The sequence below is a fragment of the Micromonospora sp. NPDC049257 genome (genome assembly GCF_040678915.1).
Taxonomy (GTDB): Bacteria; Actinomycetota; Actinomycetes; order Mycobacteriales; family Micromonosporaceae; genus Micromonospora; species Micromonospora antibiotica.
This window is the reverse complement of the sequence record NZ_JBFAQU010000025.1, coordinates 1-15,420: the sequence shown is the minus strand read 5'-3', so window position 1 is coordinate 15,420 and position 15,420 is coordinate 1. Positions and strand designations below refer to the sequence as shown.

The 15,420-nt window shown below is 72.8% G+C and carries 16 protein-coding genes and 1 pseudogene; 8 read left to right on the top strand and 9 right to left on the bottom strand.

The window, feature by feature from the left end; all coding sequences use genetic code 11:
• Positions 1–155: 155 nt before the first annotated feature.
• Positions 156–977 carry an inositol monophosphatase family protein gene (locus AB0K25_RS26220; protein ID WP_219468675.1) on the bottom strand — a complete coding sequence of 274 codons (822 nt, stop codon included), beginning with the start codon at positions 975–977 and terminating at the stop codon, positions 156–158.
• A gap of 464 nt (positions 978–1,441) precedes the next feature.
• Between AB0K25_RS26220 and AB0K25_RS26215 the strand changes: the two genes are divergently transcribed.
• Both AB0K25_RS26215 and AB0K25_RS26210 read left to right on the top strand, forming a co-directional pair.
• A complete protein-coding gene (locus AB0K25_RS26215) occupies positions 1,442–3,043 on the top strand; it encodes an RNA polymerase sigma factor (RefSeq protein WP_219468671.1) in 1,602 nt (533 codons plus the stop codon).
• A 248-nt stretch (positions 3,044–3,291) separates the two neighbouring features.
• Positions 3,292–3,525, top strand: coding sequence for a hypothetical protein (locus AB0K25_RS26210; RefSeq protein WP_088646450.1), 234 nt, complete (start codon positions 3,292–3,294; stop codon positions 3,523–3,525).
• Between the two features lie 323 nt (positions 3,526–3,848).
• Here AB0K25_RS26210 and AB0K25_RS26205 read toward each other — a convergent pair whose 3' ends face one another.
• The 3 genes from AB0K25_RS26205 to AB0K25_RS26195 form a co-directional block, all read right to left on the bottom strand.
• A complete protein-coding gene (locus AB0K25_RS26205) occupies positions 3,849–5,582 on the bottom strand; it encodes a DEAD/DEAH box helicase (protein WP_219468668.1) in 1,734 nt (577 codons plus the stop codon).
• Positions 5,583–5,779: 197 nt separating this feature from the next.
• Positions 5,780–6,430, bottom strand: a complete 651-nt coding sequence (locus AB0K25_RS26200) for a trimeric intracellular cation channel family protein (protein ID WP_208569541.1) — start codon at positions 6,428–6,430, stop codon at positions 5,780–5,782.
• Between the two features lie 42 nt (positions 6,431–6,472).
• Positions 6,473–6,697: a DUF3039 domain-containing protein gene (locus tag AB0K25_RS26195; protein ID WP_176739083.1), complete on the bottom strand. Its 225-nt coding sequence runs from the start codon at positions 6,695–6,697 to the stop codon at positions 6,473–6,475.
• Positions 6,698–6,781: 84 nt separating this feature from the next.
• Here AB0K25_RS26195 and AB0K25_RS26190 point away from each other — a divergent pair, with 84 nt between their 5' ends.
• Together AB0K25_RS26190 and AB0K25_RS26185 are read left to right on the top strand one after the other, a co-directional pair.
• Complete coding sequence (locus tag AB0K25_RS26190; protein WP_219468661.1) at positions 6,782–7,708, top strand: pseudouridine-5'-phosphate glycosidase; 927 nt, start codon at positions 6,782–6,784, stop codon at positions 7,706–7,708.
• The gene (locus AB0K25_RS26185) at positions 7,705–8,613 is read left to right on the top strand and encodes a PfkB family carbohydrate kinase (protein ID WP_208569543.1); all 909 of its coding nucleotides are present in this window, start codon (positions 7,705–7,707) and stop codon (positions 8,611–8,613) included. Before AB0K25_RS26190 ends, AB0K25_RS26185 begins: the two co-directional genes overlap by 4 nt.
• A gap of 61 nt (positions 8,614–8,674) precedes the next feature.
• Here AB0K25_RS26185 and AB0K25_RS26180 read toward each other — a convergent pair whose 3' ends face one another.
• Positions 8,675–9,034, bottom strand: a complete 360-nt coding sequence (locus tag AB0K25_RS26180; protein ID WP_204923972.1) for a DUF3099 domain-containing protein — start codon at positions 9,032–9,034, stop codon at positions 8,675–8,677.
• 102 nt (positions 9,035–9,136) lie between these two features.
• Between AB0K25_RS26180 and AB0K25_RS26175 the strand changes: the two genes are divergently transcribed.
• Together AB0K25_RS26175 and AB0K25_RS26170 are read left to right on the top strand one after the other, a co-directional pair.
• Complete coding sequence (locus AB0K25_RS26175; RefSeq protein WP_308291061.1) at positions 9,137–9,424, top strand: hypothetical protein; 288 nt, start codon at positions 9,137–9,139, stop codon at positions 9,422–9,424.
• Between the two features lie 13 nt (positions 9,425–9,437).
• Positions 9,438–9,746: a hypothetical protein gene (locus AB0K25_RS26170; RefSeq protein WP_208569545.1), complete on the top strand. Its 309-nt coding sequence runs from the start codon at positions 9,438–9,440 to the stop codon at positions 9,744–9,746.
• A gap of 60 nt (positions 9,747–9,806) precedes the next feature.
• Here AB0K25_RS26170 and AB0K25_RS26165 read toward each other — a convergent pair whose 3' ends face one another.
• From AB0K25_RS26165 to AB0K25_RS26155, 3 genes are all read right to left on the bottom strand, one after another.
• Positions 9,807–11,006, bottom strand: a complete 1,200-nt coding sequence (locus tag AB0K25_RS26165) for a low temperature requirement protein A (protein ID WP_357537763.1) — start codon at positions 11,004–11,006, stop codon at positions 9,807–9,809.
• 56 nt (positions 11,007–11,062) lie between these two features.
• Positions 11,063–11,638: an HhH-GPD-type base excision DNA repair protein gene (locus AB0K25_RS26160; protein ID WP_219468652.1), complete on the bottom strand. Its 576-nt coding sequence runs from the start codon at positions 11,636–11,638 to the stop codon at positions 11,063–11,065.
• Positions 11,639–11,769: 131 nt separating this feature from the next.
• A complete protein-coding gene (locus tag AB0K25_RS26155) occupies positions 11,770–12,993 on the bottom strand; it encodes a S8 family peptidase (protein ID WP_208569548.1) in 1,224 nt (407 codons plus the stop codon).
• A gap of 190 nt (positions 12,994–13,183) precedes the next feature.
• Here AB0K25_RS26155 and AB0K25_RS26150 point away from each other — a divergent pair, with 190 nt between their 5' ends.
• Both AB0K25_RS26150 and dtd read left to right on the top strand, forming a co-directional pair.
• Positions 13,184–14,668 (top strand): methyltransferase, encoded by a 1,485-nt coding sequence (locus tag AB0K25_RS26150; protein WP_219468649.1) that lies wholly within the window; start codon positions 13,184–13,186, stop codon positions 14,666–14,668.
• 141 nt (positions 14,669–14,809) lie between these two features.
• Complete coding sequence (dtd, locus tag AB0K25_RS26145; protein WP_357537766.1) at positions 14,810–15,232, top strand: D-aminoacyl-tRNA deacylase; 423 nt, start codon at positions 14,810–14,812, stop codon at positions 15,230–15,232.
• A 101-nt stretch (positions 15,233–15,333) separates the two neighbouring features.
• Here the strand turns inward: dtd and AB0K25_RS26140 are convergent.
• Positions 15,334–15,420: pseudogene (locus tag AB0K25_RS26140) on the bottom strand (hypothetical protein); the annotation flags it as partial.

Genomic DNA, 15,420 nt, shown 5'->3' with positions numbered 1-15,420 from the left:
CCGGTCGGGGACGACCGACCCCGGTCGGGGACGACCGACCCCGGTCGGGGACGACCGACCCCGGTCGGGGACGACCGACCCCGGTCGGGGACGACCGACCCCGGTCGGGGACGACCGAACGGGGTCGGGGACGACCGAACGCCGGGCCGGCGGGGTCAGGGGCCGCCGGAGGCGTCCAGGGCGGCCAACCGGGTGTGCAGGGGCGCGAACAGCGCCGGTGGGGCCGCGATGACGAGGTCGGGGCCGGCGGGCCGGCCGTTCAGCCCGGTCACCCGCAGCCCGGCCTCTGCGGCGACCAGTCCCCCGGCGGCCAGGTCCCAGGCGGCCAGCCCCTTCTCGAAGTAGGCGTCCACCCGCCCCTCGGCGGCCAGGCAGAGATCCAGTGCCGCCGCCCCCATCCGCCGGATGTCCCGGACCTCCCCGATCAGCGCGGCGACCACCCGGGCCTGGTGCCCGCGGCGACCGGCGTCGTAGCCGAACCCGGTGGCGACCAGCGCCTGCCCCAGGTCGGTTTCGGTGGAGCAACGCAGCCGGGTGCCGTCCCGCCAGGCGCCGCCCCCCGCGGTGGCGGTCCACTCCTCGCCGGTCGACACGTTGCGGACCACCCCGGCGACGACCTCGCCGTCCACCTCGGCGGCGAGCGACACCGCGCAGTACGGCAACCCGTAGAGGTAGTTCACCGTGCCGTCGATCGGGTCGACGATCCAGCGCACCCCACCCGCCCCGACCGCACCGGCCTGCACCCCGCCGTACTCCTCGCCGAGCACCGCGTCGTCCGGCCGGGCCGCGCGCAGGGCGTCGCGGACCTGCCGCTCCACAGCCCGGTCGGCGGCGGTGACCACGTCGGTGACGGTGCTCTTGGTGGCCGCGACCGAGACCCCCTCGACCCGCATCCGGGCGGCGGTCGTGGCGGCGTCCCGGGCCACCGGGATCGCGATCTCAAGCAGATCCTGCGGTGTCGGTGTCGAACCGGTCATCGAAACTGCCCCTCTCGCGCCGCCCTGCGGCACCGGACGCACCAACCGGGCCCCCACGGCCGGGGACCCACCGGCCGCCGCGCCTGCCGTCCGGTGCGACACGCGCGCCCCACCGCGCATCGTCGATCTCCTCCGGACAGCATAGGCAGCCCGCGTCACGCCCGGACCCCGCCGGTGTGGCAGCAGGTCCGGGCCCCGATCGACGGCCCGTCCGACCCGGTCCGAGCGGGTGGCCACAAAGTCGACATCCGGGCCGAACCGGCGGTACAGACGGCCGGTTGCCGTGCGCCGCAGGATGATCGCGGCAACCGGGGTTACAATTCACCCTGCCCACGCGCCACGGACCGCAGCCGCACAGCCGGCCCGGGACACGGGGGTCACTCAACGACATCGCACGGCACGGCACGCCACGCTGCGCCGGACGACCCCGGCCGTGCTCGCTCTTCGCCTCCGGAAGGTCATTCGTGACAGAACCCCGCCAGCCCGGCGCCGACGTTCGCTCGCTCACCGACACCCTGATCGCCCACGCCCAGAGCGCCGGTGGTCAGCTGACGTCGGCCCAGCTCGCGCGCACCGTCGAGTCCGCCGAGGTGACCCCGGCCCAGGCCAAGAAGATCCTGCGGGCGCTCTCCGAGGCGGGCGTGACCGTGGTGGTCGACGGCTCCGCCAGCACCCGCCCCCGTCGGGTGGCCGCCGCCCGGTCGGCCACCCCGGCCTCGCGCGCCACCACCGCCAAGACCACCAAGAAGGCCGTCGCACCGGCTCCGAAGCAGGCGCCCGCCGCCGACGAGGCCACCGCGCCCACCCCGCGCAAGGTGGCCCCCCGCAAGGCGGCCACCACGGCGGGGGTGGCCGCCAAGGCCGCCGCGCCGGCCGCCAAGGCGACCAAGTCCACCCGGGCCACCAAGGCCACGGTGGCCGCCGCCGGTGCCGGCAAGGTCGCCACCAAGGGCGAGGGCGCCGAGGGCGAGATCGATCCCGAGCAGTTGGCCGCCGAGATCGAGGACGTGGTGGTCGAGGAGCCGGCCGAGCTGACCCGGGCCGCCGAGACCGATGCCGCCGCCTCCGCCACCGACAACGACTTCGAGTGGGACGACGAGGAGTCCGAGGCGCTCAAGCAGGCGCGGCGGGACGCGGAACTCACCGCCTCCGCCGACTCCGTCCGGGCGTACCTCAAGCAGATCGGCAAGGTTCCGCTGCTCAACGCCGAGCAGGAGGTCGAGCTGGCCAAGCGGATCGAGGCCGGGCTCTACGCCGCCGAGCGGCTGCGCGCCGCCGACGACGGCGAGGAGAAGCTCACCCGCGACATGCAGCGCGACCTGCTGTGGATCTCCCGGGACGGCGAGCGCGCCAAGAACCACCTGCTGGAGGCGAACCTCCGGCTGGTCGTCTCGCTGGCCAAGCGCTACACCGGGCGGGGGATGGCCTTCCTCGACCTGATCCAGGAGGGCAACCTCGGCCTGATCCGCGCGGTCGAGAAGTTCGACTACACCAAGGGTTACAAGTTCTCCACGTACGCCACCTGGTGGATCCGGCAGGCGATCACCCGGGCGATGGCCGACCAGGCCCGCACCATCCGCATCCCGGTGCACATGGTCGAGGTGATCAACAAGCTCGGCCGGATCCAACGCGAGCTGCTCCAGGACCTGGGTCGCGAGCCCACCCCGGAGGAGCTCGCCAAGGAGATGGACATCACACCCGAGAAGGTCCTCGAGATCCAGCAGTACGCTCGGGAGCCCATCTCGCTCGACCAGACCATCGGTGACGAGGGCGACAGCCAGCTCGGCGACTTCATCGAGGACTCGGAGGCCGTGGTCGCCGTCGACGCCGTCTCGTTCTCGCTGTTGCAGGACCAGCTCCAGCAGGTCCTGCAGACGCTTTCCGAGCGCGAGGCGGGGGTGGTACGGCTGCGCTTCGGCCTGACCGACGGCCAGCCGCGTACCCTCGACGAGATCGGCCAGGTCTACGGGGTGACCCGGGAACGGATCCGGCAGATCGAGTCCAAGACGATGTCCAAGCTCCGGCACCCGTCGCGCTCCCAGGTGCTCCGGGACTACCTGGACTGAGCCGTTCACGTCAACCCGTCGTGTCGGATTGATCACCAGGCGTAGAACATGCGAAGGTGACCGGTCCAACACGCGTTTGTGATCGTTGACGTGGCACCCTGGTAGCACGGCACACTGTCCTTCCCGTCAGGTGTGACCTCGGTCCCCCGCGGGCACACTGGGAAGGCGGGGCCCGGTAAGGGTGTTGCACGATGAGTGAGCAACGACCGAAGAGAGTGTTCATCGGTGACGACCAGAGGAGGAAGGCGATGACCCCGACCCTCACGCCGCCGCCCGAAACGGTGGCTCCCCCAGCCGCCGATGAACGGTGCGACCGCTGCAATGCTGCCGGCAAGCTCCGTATCACTCTGGCGGGTGGGAGCGAGTTGGTGTTCTGTGGGCACCACGCGAACAAGTACGCCGAGGATCTCGTGAAGATCACGGTGAAGTTCGCGACGGACCCGGAGTTCAGCTGGCGAGGCGCCGATCTGATGGCGAACTGACCCGGCAACCCCTACGACGACATAGCTGGGCGGGGGCACCCTGAGGGTGCCCCCGCCCAGCTTTTCGCTACCCACCCCACCCCACTACCCGCCCACCCCACTACCCGCCCCGTCCCCTCCCGCCACCAGTCCCGCTCCCCGTCCCGGCCGCCGCCCCCGGTGATCAAGAGGTTTCGGTCACCGAAGCGCCTGTTTCTGACCCAAACCTCTTGATCACCGGGGAGACCACGGGACGGGACCGCCGGGGAGACCACGGGACGAGGGAGCGGGACGGGACCGCCGGGGAGAGCCGGGGAGACCCGGGGACGGGGGCAGCGGGGCGGTCAGAGGGTTTGGAGGGTGGCTATGCGTTCTTCGAGTTGTTCGATGGTGGCCTGGGCGCTGGGGGGGCCGCCGCAGAGTCGGCGGAGTTCCGCGTGGATCTTGCCGTGGGGCAGGCCGGTGCGGTGGTGCCGGGCGGCCACCAGGGCGTTCAGTTGACGCCGTAGCGCCACGCGGCGCTGGGCGGCACTCAGGGGTACCACGGGGGCAGCGGGGGGCGCAGCGGCCGGCTCAGCGGCCCGGGTGGCTGCCCGGCGGCGCTGCGCGGCGAGCTGGTCGGCCTGGCGTTTGGTCAGCAGCTGCGACACCTGGGCGGCGGTGAGCAGGCCGGGCAGCCCCAGATATTCCTCCTCCTCGGGGGTGCCGGCCTGGGCGGCGGTACCGAAGGACGCCCCGTCGAAGATCACCTGGTCCAGCTCGGCGGTCGCGGACAGCGCGGTGAACCGCTTTTCCAGCTCGCCGCTGGCCTGGTCGTCGCGCTGGGCGCGCTCCAGCAGCTCGTCGTCGAAGCCCTCCCGGTCCTTGGGCTTGCCCAGCACGTGGTCCCGCTCGGCCTCCATCTCGCTGGCCAGGCCCAGCAGGTGCGGCACGCTCGGCACGAACACCGAGGCCGTCTCACCGGAGCGACGGGCCCGGACGAACCGGCCGATGGCCTGGGCGAAGTAGAGCGGGGTGCTGGCGCTGGTGGCGTACACCCCGACGGCCAGCCGGGGGATGTCGACGCCCTCGGAGACCATCCGGACCGCCACCAGCCACCGTTGGGTGGACGCCGCGAACGACGCGATCCGCGCGGACGCCCCCTGGTCGTCGGAGAGGACCACGGTGGCCTTCTCCCCGGTCACCTGCTCGATCAGCTTGGCGTACGAACGGGCGGTCTGCTGGTCGCTGGCGATGATCAGGCCACCGGCGTCGGCCATCCCGGCGTTACGCAGCACGGTCAGCCGGGCGTCGGCCGCCCGCAGCACCTGCGGCATCCAGTCCCCGGCCGGGTCGAGGGCGGTCCGCCAGGCCTGGGCGATCAGGTCCTGGGTCATCGGCTCACCGAGCCGCGCCGCCAACTCGTCCCCGGCGTTGGTACGCCACCGGGTCTCCCCCGAGTACGCCAGGAACAGCACCGGGCGTACGACGCCGTCGCGCAGCGCGTCGGCGTAGCCGTAGACCGAGTCGGCGCGGGACCGCAGCAGCCCGTCACCGCCGCGCTCGTAGCTGACGAACGGGATCGGGTTGTCGTCGGAGCGGAACGGCGTGCCGGTGAGCATCAGCCGGCGTACGGCGGGTTCGAAGGCGTTCTTGACCCCGTCGCCCCAGGAGCGGGAGTCCCCGGCGTGGTGGATCTCGTCGAGGATGACCAGGGTGCGGCGGGTCATGGTGCGCCGCCGGTGCACCTGCGGGGCCATCCCGACCTGGGCGTAGGTGACGACCGCGCCGTGGAAGTCGGCGGCGGAGTGCAGGTCGGCGTTGCGGAACGCGGAGTCGAGCTGGATGCCGACCCGGGCGGCGGCCTGCGCCCACTGGGTCTTGAGGTGCTCGGTCGGGGCGACCACGGTGACCGCCTCGACGGTGCCGTCGACCAGCAGCTCGGCGGCGATCCGCAGGGCGAAGGTGGTCTTGCCGGCGCCGGGGGTGGCGACCGCGGTGAAGTCGTCGGTACGACGGCGCAGGTATTCCACCATCGCCTTGCGCTGCCAGGCACGCAGGGGTGGGAACGTCTCCAACGCCGGCAACCGGGGTGCCACCCGAGGCTCCTCTCCGACCGCACGAGGCGGATCCGGGCCGAGGGCCACGGTTCCGCCGCCCATGAAAACGCCTCCGCGCAGGGCCTGCCGCGAAGGCCGGCCCAGCATAACCAGCCGCGCCCGGCAACCCCAGCCGACACCACGCCCGCCGCCCCGACCAGCGCCGTCGCGAGATGTGGGGCACGGGGCGAGGTGGATCAGAAGCCGGGGTGGCCGGGCCCGGTCTGCGGGGGGCGCATCGTGGCAACCGGGGCCGACCACCGCCGCCGCAGCGCCACCAGGCGCAGGACGAAGACCAGCAGTGCCGCCGCGGTCAGCCCGCCCACCCCGGCGTACCCGAGCGCCGCCAGCAGCACCACCATGATCGATCCGGCGAGCGCGGCGACGGCGTAGATCTCCCGGCGCAGCACCACCGGGATCTCGGCGGTGAGCAGGTCCCGGCCCAGCCCTCCGCCGATCGCGGTGAGCATGCCGATCACCACCGCGCCGACCGCCGGGACCCGGGCGTCGAGCGCCTTGAGTGTGCCGGTGACGGTGAACAGGCCCAGACCGGCGGCGTCGAGCACCAGCACGCTGGTGCGCAGCCGGGCGAACTGCGGGTGCAGCCAGAACACGGCGGTGGCGCTGACCGCGGCGGTGGCGGCGTAGCGCCAGTCGGCGAAGGCCAGCGGCGGGACCTCGTCGATGACCAGGTCACGGAAGATCCCACCGCCCAGCGCGGCGACGAACCCGACGAAGACGACGCCGAACAGGTCGAGCCGCTTGGCCACCGCCGCGGAGGCGCCGGAGGCGGCGAAGACGGCCACCCCGGTCAGGTCGGCCAGGAGCAGCGCGGTGGAGGTGGTCACACCGCCGAAGGGTACGGGTGCGGCCCGCCGGACCGCCCCGGATCACTCACGGTACGAGTCGTAGATCTCCTTGCACTTGGGGCAGACCGGCGAGCCGGGCTTGGCGGCCTTGGTCACCGGGAACGTCTCGCCGCAGAGCGCCACCACGTAGGTGCCCATCACGGCACTCTCGGCGATCTTCTCCTTGCGCACGTAATGGAACATCTCGGGACCGGTGTCGGCGTCCTTCAACTCGGGACGCTCAAGAACCTCTGTACTCACAGTCACACCTCCAACTGCACAAGTTTGGCAGGTCGACCGGGTCCGGTCCACCGCAGCCCACCCCGTCGGCGGCCAGTTACGGTAGCTGACGTGACCACCTTTCACCTCCGACCCGGAACCGAGGTCGCCGAAGCCCTGCGTGACGGCCGTCCCGTCGTCGCCCTGGAGAGCACCATCGTCTCGCACGGTCTGCCCCGACCGGACAACCTGCGGGTCGCCCGGGAGATCGAGCAGACCGTCCGCGCCGCCGGCGCCGTGCCCGCCACCATCGGAATGGTCGGCGGCGAACTCGTCGTCGGCCTCGACGACGCCCAACTGACCCGCCTCGCCACCGTCGACGGTGTGGCCAAGCTCTCCGTCCGCGACCTCGCCGTGGCCGCGGCCACCGGCGCGGACGGCGCCACCACCGTGGCCGCCACCAGCGCGGTGGCCGCCGCCGCGGGGATCGGGGTCTTCGCCACCGGCGGCCTGGGCGGGGTGCACCGGGAGGCCGCGCAGACCTTCGACGAGTCGGCCGACCTGGTCACCCTGGCCCGTACCCCGATCGCGGTGGTCTGCGCCGGGGTCAAGTCGATCCTCGACGTCGGGGCCACCCTGGAGCGGTTGGAGACCCTCGGCGTCGGGGTGGTCGGCTACCGCACCCGGCGTTTCCCCGGCTTCTACCTGACCGACTCCGGGTTCGACCTGGACTGGTCGGTGGACTCCCCCGAGCAGGTCGCCGCGGTGCTCGCCGCCCGGGAGCAGCACGGGGTGCACGGTGGCGGCCTGATCGTGGCCAACCCGCTCCCGGTCGACGAGCAGCTCGACCCGGCGCTGCACGACCGCACCCTCACCGAGGGGCTGGCACGGCTGGGCCGCGACGGCGTCACCGGCAAGGCGGTCACCCCGTTCCTGCTGGCCCACTTCCACTCGGCCACCGAGGGCGCCAGCCTGGCGGTCAACGTCCGGATCATCCTGCGCAACGCCGACCTGGCGGCGCGGATCGCGGTCGCGGCGGCCGGACACCCCGCCGCATGACCGCTCCCGGTCGGATCGTGGTGGTCGGCGACCTGATCACCGACGTGGTCGCCGTGCTGGCCGGAGCACTGGCCACCGGCTCGGACACCCCGGCGACCATCAAGGTCACCGGGGGTGGTCAGGCGGCCAACACCGCCGCCTGGATCGCCGCCCAGCACGCACCGGTGACGCTTGTCGGCGCGGTCGGCGACGACGGCGCCGGTCGGGACCGGGTGGCCGAGCTGGAACGGGCCGGGGTGGACTGCGCGGTCGAGGTGCATCCGCAGGCCACCACCGGGACGGTGATCGTGCTGGCCACCGCCGACGAGCGGACCATGGTCACCGAGCGGGGGGCGAACCTGCGGCTGAGCCCCGAGCACGTCGACCGGGCCCTGGCGGCGGTGCCCGACGCGACCCACCTGCACCTGTCCGCGTACTGCCTGCTGGATGCCGGGTCGCGACCGGCCGGGCTGCGCGCGTTGGCCGCCGCCCGCGAGCGTGGGCTGACCACCAGCGTCGACGCCGCCTCCGCCGCGCCGCTGCGGCGGATCGGCGCGGCGGCTTTCCTGTCCTGGGTACGCGACGTCGACCTGCTGTTGGTCAACGCGGACGAGGCGGGGGTGCTGGCCGGCGGGCTGGATCCGGCGGCCCAGGCGCGCGCGTTGTCGGCGGCGGCCCGTCGGGTGGTGGTCAAACGCGGCGGCGCGGGGGCGATCTGGGTGGACCGGCGGGCCACCGTCGGGGTGACCCCGTCGCTGCGGGTCGCCGTGGTGGACGTCACCGGGGCCGGGGACGCCTTCGCGGCCGGCCTGCTCACCGCCTGGATCACCGGCGCGACCCCGAGGGCCGCGTTGACCCGGGCCGCCGACCTGGGTGCCCTGGCGGTCTCGATGGTGGGTGCCCGGCCGGAGGCGACCGGCGGGTGACACCGGGCCGGAGGCGACCGGCGGGTGACAGTGCCGGCTACGCCCGCACCGGCTGGCCCCGTCAGGGTTCGGCGTCGATGATCCGGTGCGGGCGTTCCTCGGCGGTGAGGCTCATCGGCGGGGTCTCGTCGCGGTGGCGGGGCTGGAACCTGGTGGCGAGGCGGTGTTGCTCCTTGGGCGGCCGGTCGTTGGCGAGCAGCACCGCCAGCCAGGGGATGAGGATCATGCCCAGCGCCACCAGGGGCAGCCAGAGCCAGAGCAGCGGGGCCTTGGTGCCGACCAGGACCGCTCCGGCGATCACGCAGGCCACCCGGATGCCCATCATCAGCACGTACCGCTTCTGCCGGCTGGTGAGTTGGTCGTCCTGGCTGCGCGAGGCGTCGGTGATCAGAATCGGCTGGTACGCCTGACGCTTCACCATGGACCTCCTGAGGGGATTGCCCCCATCCTGTCACCGCACCACCTTGATCAGCGAAAATCGACGCATACCGGGATCGTGTTACGTGCGTGGTACGCTCCGGCGGTGGGCAGCCGGTTCAGCTTCACCGACGAGGCGTTGGCCAACCTGCGGGTCTACGACGTCACCCCCGGGGAAGTCTGGGAGGCGCTGCACAGCACCCGCCGGGTGATCCGGCATCTCGGTGAGGACCTGACGGTCGTCTACGCGGCGGGCGCTCGCGGCCGACGGCTGGCCATCCTGCTCGCCGAGGCCGACGGCACCGACCACGACTGGGACGTCCTCTCCGCCCGTGACCTGAGCGACGTCGAGGCCAAGCGCTACGACGAGGCCGTGCGGAGAACGCGCCGATGAGGAGGCGACGGCGATGAACCGTAACGAGGCCATCAAGCGATTCCACGGCGACGACGCGTTCGCCGACCTGATCGACGACAGCCCGCCGGTCGAGCTGCCCACCCCCGACACGGACGTGCCGATGGTCAGCCGCTCGGTACGCCTGCCGACGGACACCTACGAGCGGGTCCGGGCGGCGGCCGAGGCCCGGGGCATCGGGGTCACCACGCTGATGCGGCAGTGGATCGAGGCCGGCCTGGCCGACCTGGACGACTCGGCCACCGTCTCGCTGGCCGACGTACGCCGGGCGCTCGCCTCGCTGTCCCGCCCCACCGCCGCCTGACCTGCGGCGGACGCCCCCGCCCCACCGCCGGTCGACCCCGCGCCGACTGACGCAGCTGGTTCACAGGGCCGGCCGGGGCCGCTCCGGGGCGTGCCCGAGCGCCCGGCGGTAGTCGGCGACGGTGATCGCCGCCAGCACGGCGGCCGCCGCAGCCAGTGCCAGCACGGTGGCCGTCCGGGTCACGACGGGCACCAGCGCGGCCAGGGCGAGCACCCCGACGACCCGGGACCGGGAGACCCGCCCGAAAATCTCGTACTCGAAGCGGGCGCGGGCGACCAGGAAGATCGCCGGGCCGCCCATCATGAAGACCGCCCAGGACGGTTCGGTGGGCTGGTAAGGGTGCACGATCGCCAGCTCGTAGCCGACGGCCGTGGCCAGCACTCCGGCGACGATCACCAGGTGGGTCCAGCTCACCGACTCCCCCAGCCGGCCGGGCCGGTCGGCCACCCGGATCGCCTCGGAGAGCAGGTGACCCGCCCGGTGGAAGTAGATCCGCCAGAGCAGCACGGTGGTCACGAAGGACAGCAGGAAGGCCCCCGAGCTGGCCCCGGAAAAGCTGTACCCGCTGAAGGACAACCCGATGATGAGGATGTTCTCGCCGAGGGCGATCAGGAAGAACTGCTGGTAACGCTCGGCCAGGTGTTCCCCCAGCACCCCCCAGGTGGAGGTGCGGGTCGCGCCGAGCCTGGGCACCGGCCAACCGAACATCAACCCCGCGTAGTCGACGAGGACGGCCAACGACCAGCAGGCCAGCCGCCACGACCCGGTGAACACCGCGCCGAGCACCCAGGGCACCGCGCTCATCACCGCCCAGGCCACCACCCGCATGGTGACCAGGCGTCGTGGATGCCCCCGCAACGCCAGCGTGAGGAAGAGCGGTCGCCCCACCTGCACCGCCACGAACGCGAGGGCGAAGGCCAGCCCCCGGCTGTCGAAGGCCCGTGGGGTGGCGACCGCCATCACCATGCTGCCCAGCATCGAGTAGACCACCACGAACTGGATCTCCGGGCGCTCCGGTTCGTACCGGCTGGTGACCCAGGCGGTGAACGTCCAGACCGCCCAGAAGGCCAGAAAGATCACCAGGGTCTGGGTGATCTCGGCCAGCAGATCCTGACGGACGACGCTCAGGTCGTCGATGATCCGCTGGGAGACCCGGGTCAACGCGAAGACGAACACCAGGTCGAAGAAGAGCTCCAGGAAGGTGGTCCGGGGTGAGCTCAGCCCGCCGCGCAGCAGCGCCGCCCCCCGCTCGTCCGCCATCGTCCACCCGTCGCCGCTGTCGCGGATCTCAACGAGCCGACCCGGCTCCGGTTGCGTCAGCCCTTGTCCGCCTTCGCCGCCGCCTTCACCTGCTGCTTGTACTCGCGGACCCGACGCAGCGACTCCGCATCGGTGACGTCAGCGACCGACCGGTAGGTGTCCGGGTCGCCGTAGCCGCCGGCGGCCTCCCGCCAGCCGTCGGGGCGCACGTCGTACCGCTTGCCGAGCAGGGCGACGAAGATCTGCGCCTTCTGGGTGCCGAAGCCGGGCAGGTCGGCGATGCGGCGCAGCAGTTCCCGTCCGTCGTCGACGTCCGCCCAGAGCCGGCCGGCGTCGCCGGCGTACCGGTCGACCAGGATCCGGCACAGCTGCTGCACCCGGCCGGCCATCGCCTTCGGGAACCGGTGCAGCGCAGGCGGCCGGGCGAAGACCTCGACCAGTTCCTGCGGGTCGTAGCCGGCCAGCTCCCGGGCGTCCGGGTCGTGCCCCAGCCGTTGGGCGAGCACGTACGGCGAGGAGAACGCCTTCTCCATCGGCACCTGTTGGTCGAGCAGCATCCCGGTCAGCAGGGCCAGTGGGCTGCGCTCCAGCAGCCGGTTGGCCTCGCCGTCGATGGGCAGCGAGAGCGTCATGCCCCCATCCTGCCCGCCCCGGCCGCCCGCCCGGCCGACATCCGGTGCGGTCCGCCGCGCCGGGAGGCGTCCGGACGCACCGACGGCCCGGTGGACACGGGTGTCCACCGGGCCGTCGGTGCCGTGGGGCGTCAGTTCACGACGAAGAGCAGCCGGTTCGGCGAGCCCGAGCCGGGGCTGGTCACCACGTTCGGGGTGGCGCTGCCGGTCAGCGAGCTGGCGACCTGCGCCGGGGTGTACGAGGGGTTGGCCGACAGGACCAGGGCGGCGGCACCGGCGACGTGCGGGGACGCCATCGAGGTGCCACTGATCGAGTTGGTGGCGGTGTCGTTGGTGTTCCAGGACGAGGTGATGTTCGAGCCCGGCGCGAACAGGTCGACGCAGGTGCCGAAGTTGGAGTAGGAGGCCCGCGCGTCGGTGTTGGTGGTGGCGCCGACGGTGATCGCCGAGGCGACCCGTGCCGGGGAGGAGGTGCAGGCGTCGGCGCTGGAGTTGCCGGCCGCCAGCGCGTACGTGATGCCCGAGCTGATCGAGCTGGCCACCGCGTTGTCGATGGCGGTGCTGGCCCCGCCGCCGAGGCTCATGTTGGCCACCGCCGGCTTGACCGCGTTGGCGGTCACCCAGTTGATGCCGTTGACCACAGCGGTGGTGCTGCCGCGACCCCGGCAGTTGAGCACCTTCACCGCGACCAGCTGCACGCCCTTGGCCACACCGTACTTGGTGCCGCCGACGGTGCCCGCGACGTGGGTGCCGTGGCCGTTGCAGTCGGTGTTGTTGGAGTCGACCGCGTTGGTGCCCCAGGTGGCCCGGCCGCCGAAGTCGGTGTGGGTGGTCCGGATGCCGGTGTCGATGATGTACGCCCGCACGTTGGTGGCCGTGTTCGGGTAGGTGTAGCTGGAGTTCAGCGGCAGGTTGCGCTGGTCGATGCGGTCCAGACCCCAGGACGGCGGGTTGGTCTGGGTCGCCTGGACGGTCACCACCCGGTCCTGCTCGACGTAGGCCACCGACGGGTCGGCGGCGAGCCGGCGGGCCTGGCTGGCGCTCATCTTCGCGCTGAACCCGGTGAGGGCGGCGCTGTAGACGTCGGCGACGTTCCCGCCGTACCGCTTGGTGAGGCTGGCGGCGCGGTCCGGCACGGCGGTCCGGGCGGCCCGGCTGTTGGCGGTGCCGACGGCGTCGCCCTTCAACACGACCAGGTAGCTGCCGCTGATCGCGTCCGGGGAGGAGGCGTAGCGGATCTGTCCGGTGGGGGCGGCGAGGGCGGGGGCGCCAGCGGCGACGGAGAGGGCCGCGGCGGTGGCCGCGACGGCGACCGCGCGGAGCGCGTGACGCCGGGGGACGGACACGTCGGACATCGTCTGAACTCCCTACCGGGTACGACCGGGCAGGCAGGGGCCGCCCGAACGTCCCATCGACGGATGTTGGAGGGAATGCTAACGAGACATCGACGTACGTAACAGAGATAACGGCCGGGGGATTGAGGTGGCGTTATGGAAGTCAGCGGGTGCCCGCCACCGGTGCCCCCACGCCAGGCAGGATGACGTGGTGGACCGTGACGACATGCTGCTCTCCCCCGCCGGCGTCGAGGCGCTACGCGCCGCGCTCACCAGCGCCGACTTCACCGCCAACGGCATCGCCGGCCGACTCGGCCCGCAGGCCACCGGCGGGGTGGCCCGCAACGACTTCCGGGCCGCGCTGCGCGCCACCGAGGACCGCGACCCGCTGGGCACCCTGATCCGGGTGTTCATCTGCGACCAGACCGAACCGGAACCGGCGGTCGCCGCCGCGCTCGCCCCGCTCGACCTCGCCGACGCCGTCGCCGCCGGCCTCGTCGAGCCGTACGGTGACGGGCTGCGCGCCGGGGTCGACCTGGAACCCTACGGGGACGCCTGGTGGGTGCTCGCCGACGTACCGGCCAGCGCCCGCCCGGGTCGACCGCTGCACAGCGAACACGTGCTCGGCATCGGCGGGGCCACCCAGACCCTGATCGGCGCGACCGTCCGCCACCCGGTGGACACCGCACTGGACCTGGGCACCGGGTCCGGGGTGCAGGCCCTGCACCTGGCCACCCACGCCCGGCGGGTCACCGCCACCGACGTGTCGCAACGGGCGCTGCGCTTCGCCGCCACCACCGCCGCCCTCAACGGGCAGGACTGGGAACTGCTGCGCGGTGACCTGGTCGCCCCGGTGGCCGGCCGGCGGTTCGACCTGGTGGTCAGCAACCCGCCGTTCGTGGTCGGGCCGGGCACCACCACCCACGTCTACCGGGACTCCGGCCGGGTCGGCGACGCGATCGGCGCTGAACTGGCCGCCGCCGCGCCGGGCCTGCTCACCGAGGGCGGCACCATGCAGTACCTCGCCAACTGGGTGCACGTCGCCGGGGAGGACTGGGCGGAACGGGTGACCGGCTGGTTCGCCGGCACCGGCCTGGACGCCTGGGTGATCCAACGCGAGGTGGCCGACCCGATGGCGTACGTCCACCTGTGGCTGACCGACGTCGGCGAGGCGACCGACCCGCACCGGGCGGCAGCCTGGCTGGACTGGTTCGACGCGCACAAGGTCGAGTCGATCGGATTCGGCATCGTCTCGCTGCGCCGCAACGGTCACGAGGACCCGGTCGTCCGGGTGGAGGACCTGCGGCAGCGGGTCGAGCCACCCCTGGGCGACCAGGTCGCCGGCTGGTTCGACCGGCAGGACCTCCTACGTGCCCACGGTGCCGACGGCCTGCTCGACCTTCGCTACCGGGCGGCCCCGGGGCTGCAACTGCGCCAGGAGGCGACGATCGGCGACGAGGGCTGGGCGGTGGACCGGCAGGTCCTGACGATGCCGCACGGGCTGCGCTGGAGCGAGGAGATCGACCCGCTGGTGCTGGCCCTGGTCGGCGGCTGCGACGGACGGCTGCCGCTGCGCGACCAGCTCGCCCTGCTCGCCGCCGCGCACGACGTCACCCCCGACGAGCTGGCCGAGGCGGCCGGCCCGATCGTGGCGCGGCTGATCGAGCGGGGCCTCGTCGAACCGGTGACCAACTGATGCGCCCGGTCGAGCGAGGCATCCCGATGCGGGCGGTCGAACGGGGCATCCCGATGCGGGCGGTCGAACGGGGCATCGTCAAAGCGGTGACCAACTGATGCGCCCGGTCGAACGGGGCATCGTCAAAGCGGTGACCGGCTGATGCGGGCGGTGGTGCAGACGGTCGAACGGGCCAGCGTCACCGTCGACGGCGAGGTGGTCGGCGCGATCACCGACGGCCTGCTGGTGCTGCTGGGCATCACCCACACCGACACCCCCGAGTTGGCCCGGACGATGGCCCGCAAGGTGCACGAGCTGCGCATCCTCGACGACGAACGCAGCGCCGCCGACACCGGTGCCCCGATCCTGCTGGTCAGCCAGTTCACCCTCTACGGCGACACCCGCAAGGGCCGCCGCCCGAGCTGGCTCGCCGCCGCCCCCGCCGAGGTGGCCGAACCGCTGGTCACCGCCGTGGTCGAGGCGCTCCGCGCCCGGGGCGCGACGGTCGAGACGGGCCGCTTCCGCACCCACATGCTCGTCGAGAGCACCAACACCGGCCCCCGCACCCTCCTCCTGGACCTCTGACCCTGCCCCCTCCCTCCCTCCCATCCCCCTCCCCCACCCCACCCCAGCCCCCAGCCCCGGTGATCAAGAAGTTTGCGTCAAGTTCGATCTTCAAAGTGACGCCCCGGCTTACGGGGCAGACCTGCGGTGATCACCACGACGTCCGAGCCCTCGATGGCCTCGTAGCCCTCGCCGTTGGGGCCGGTGGT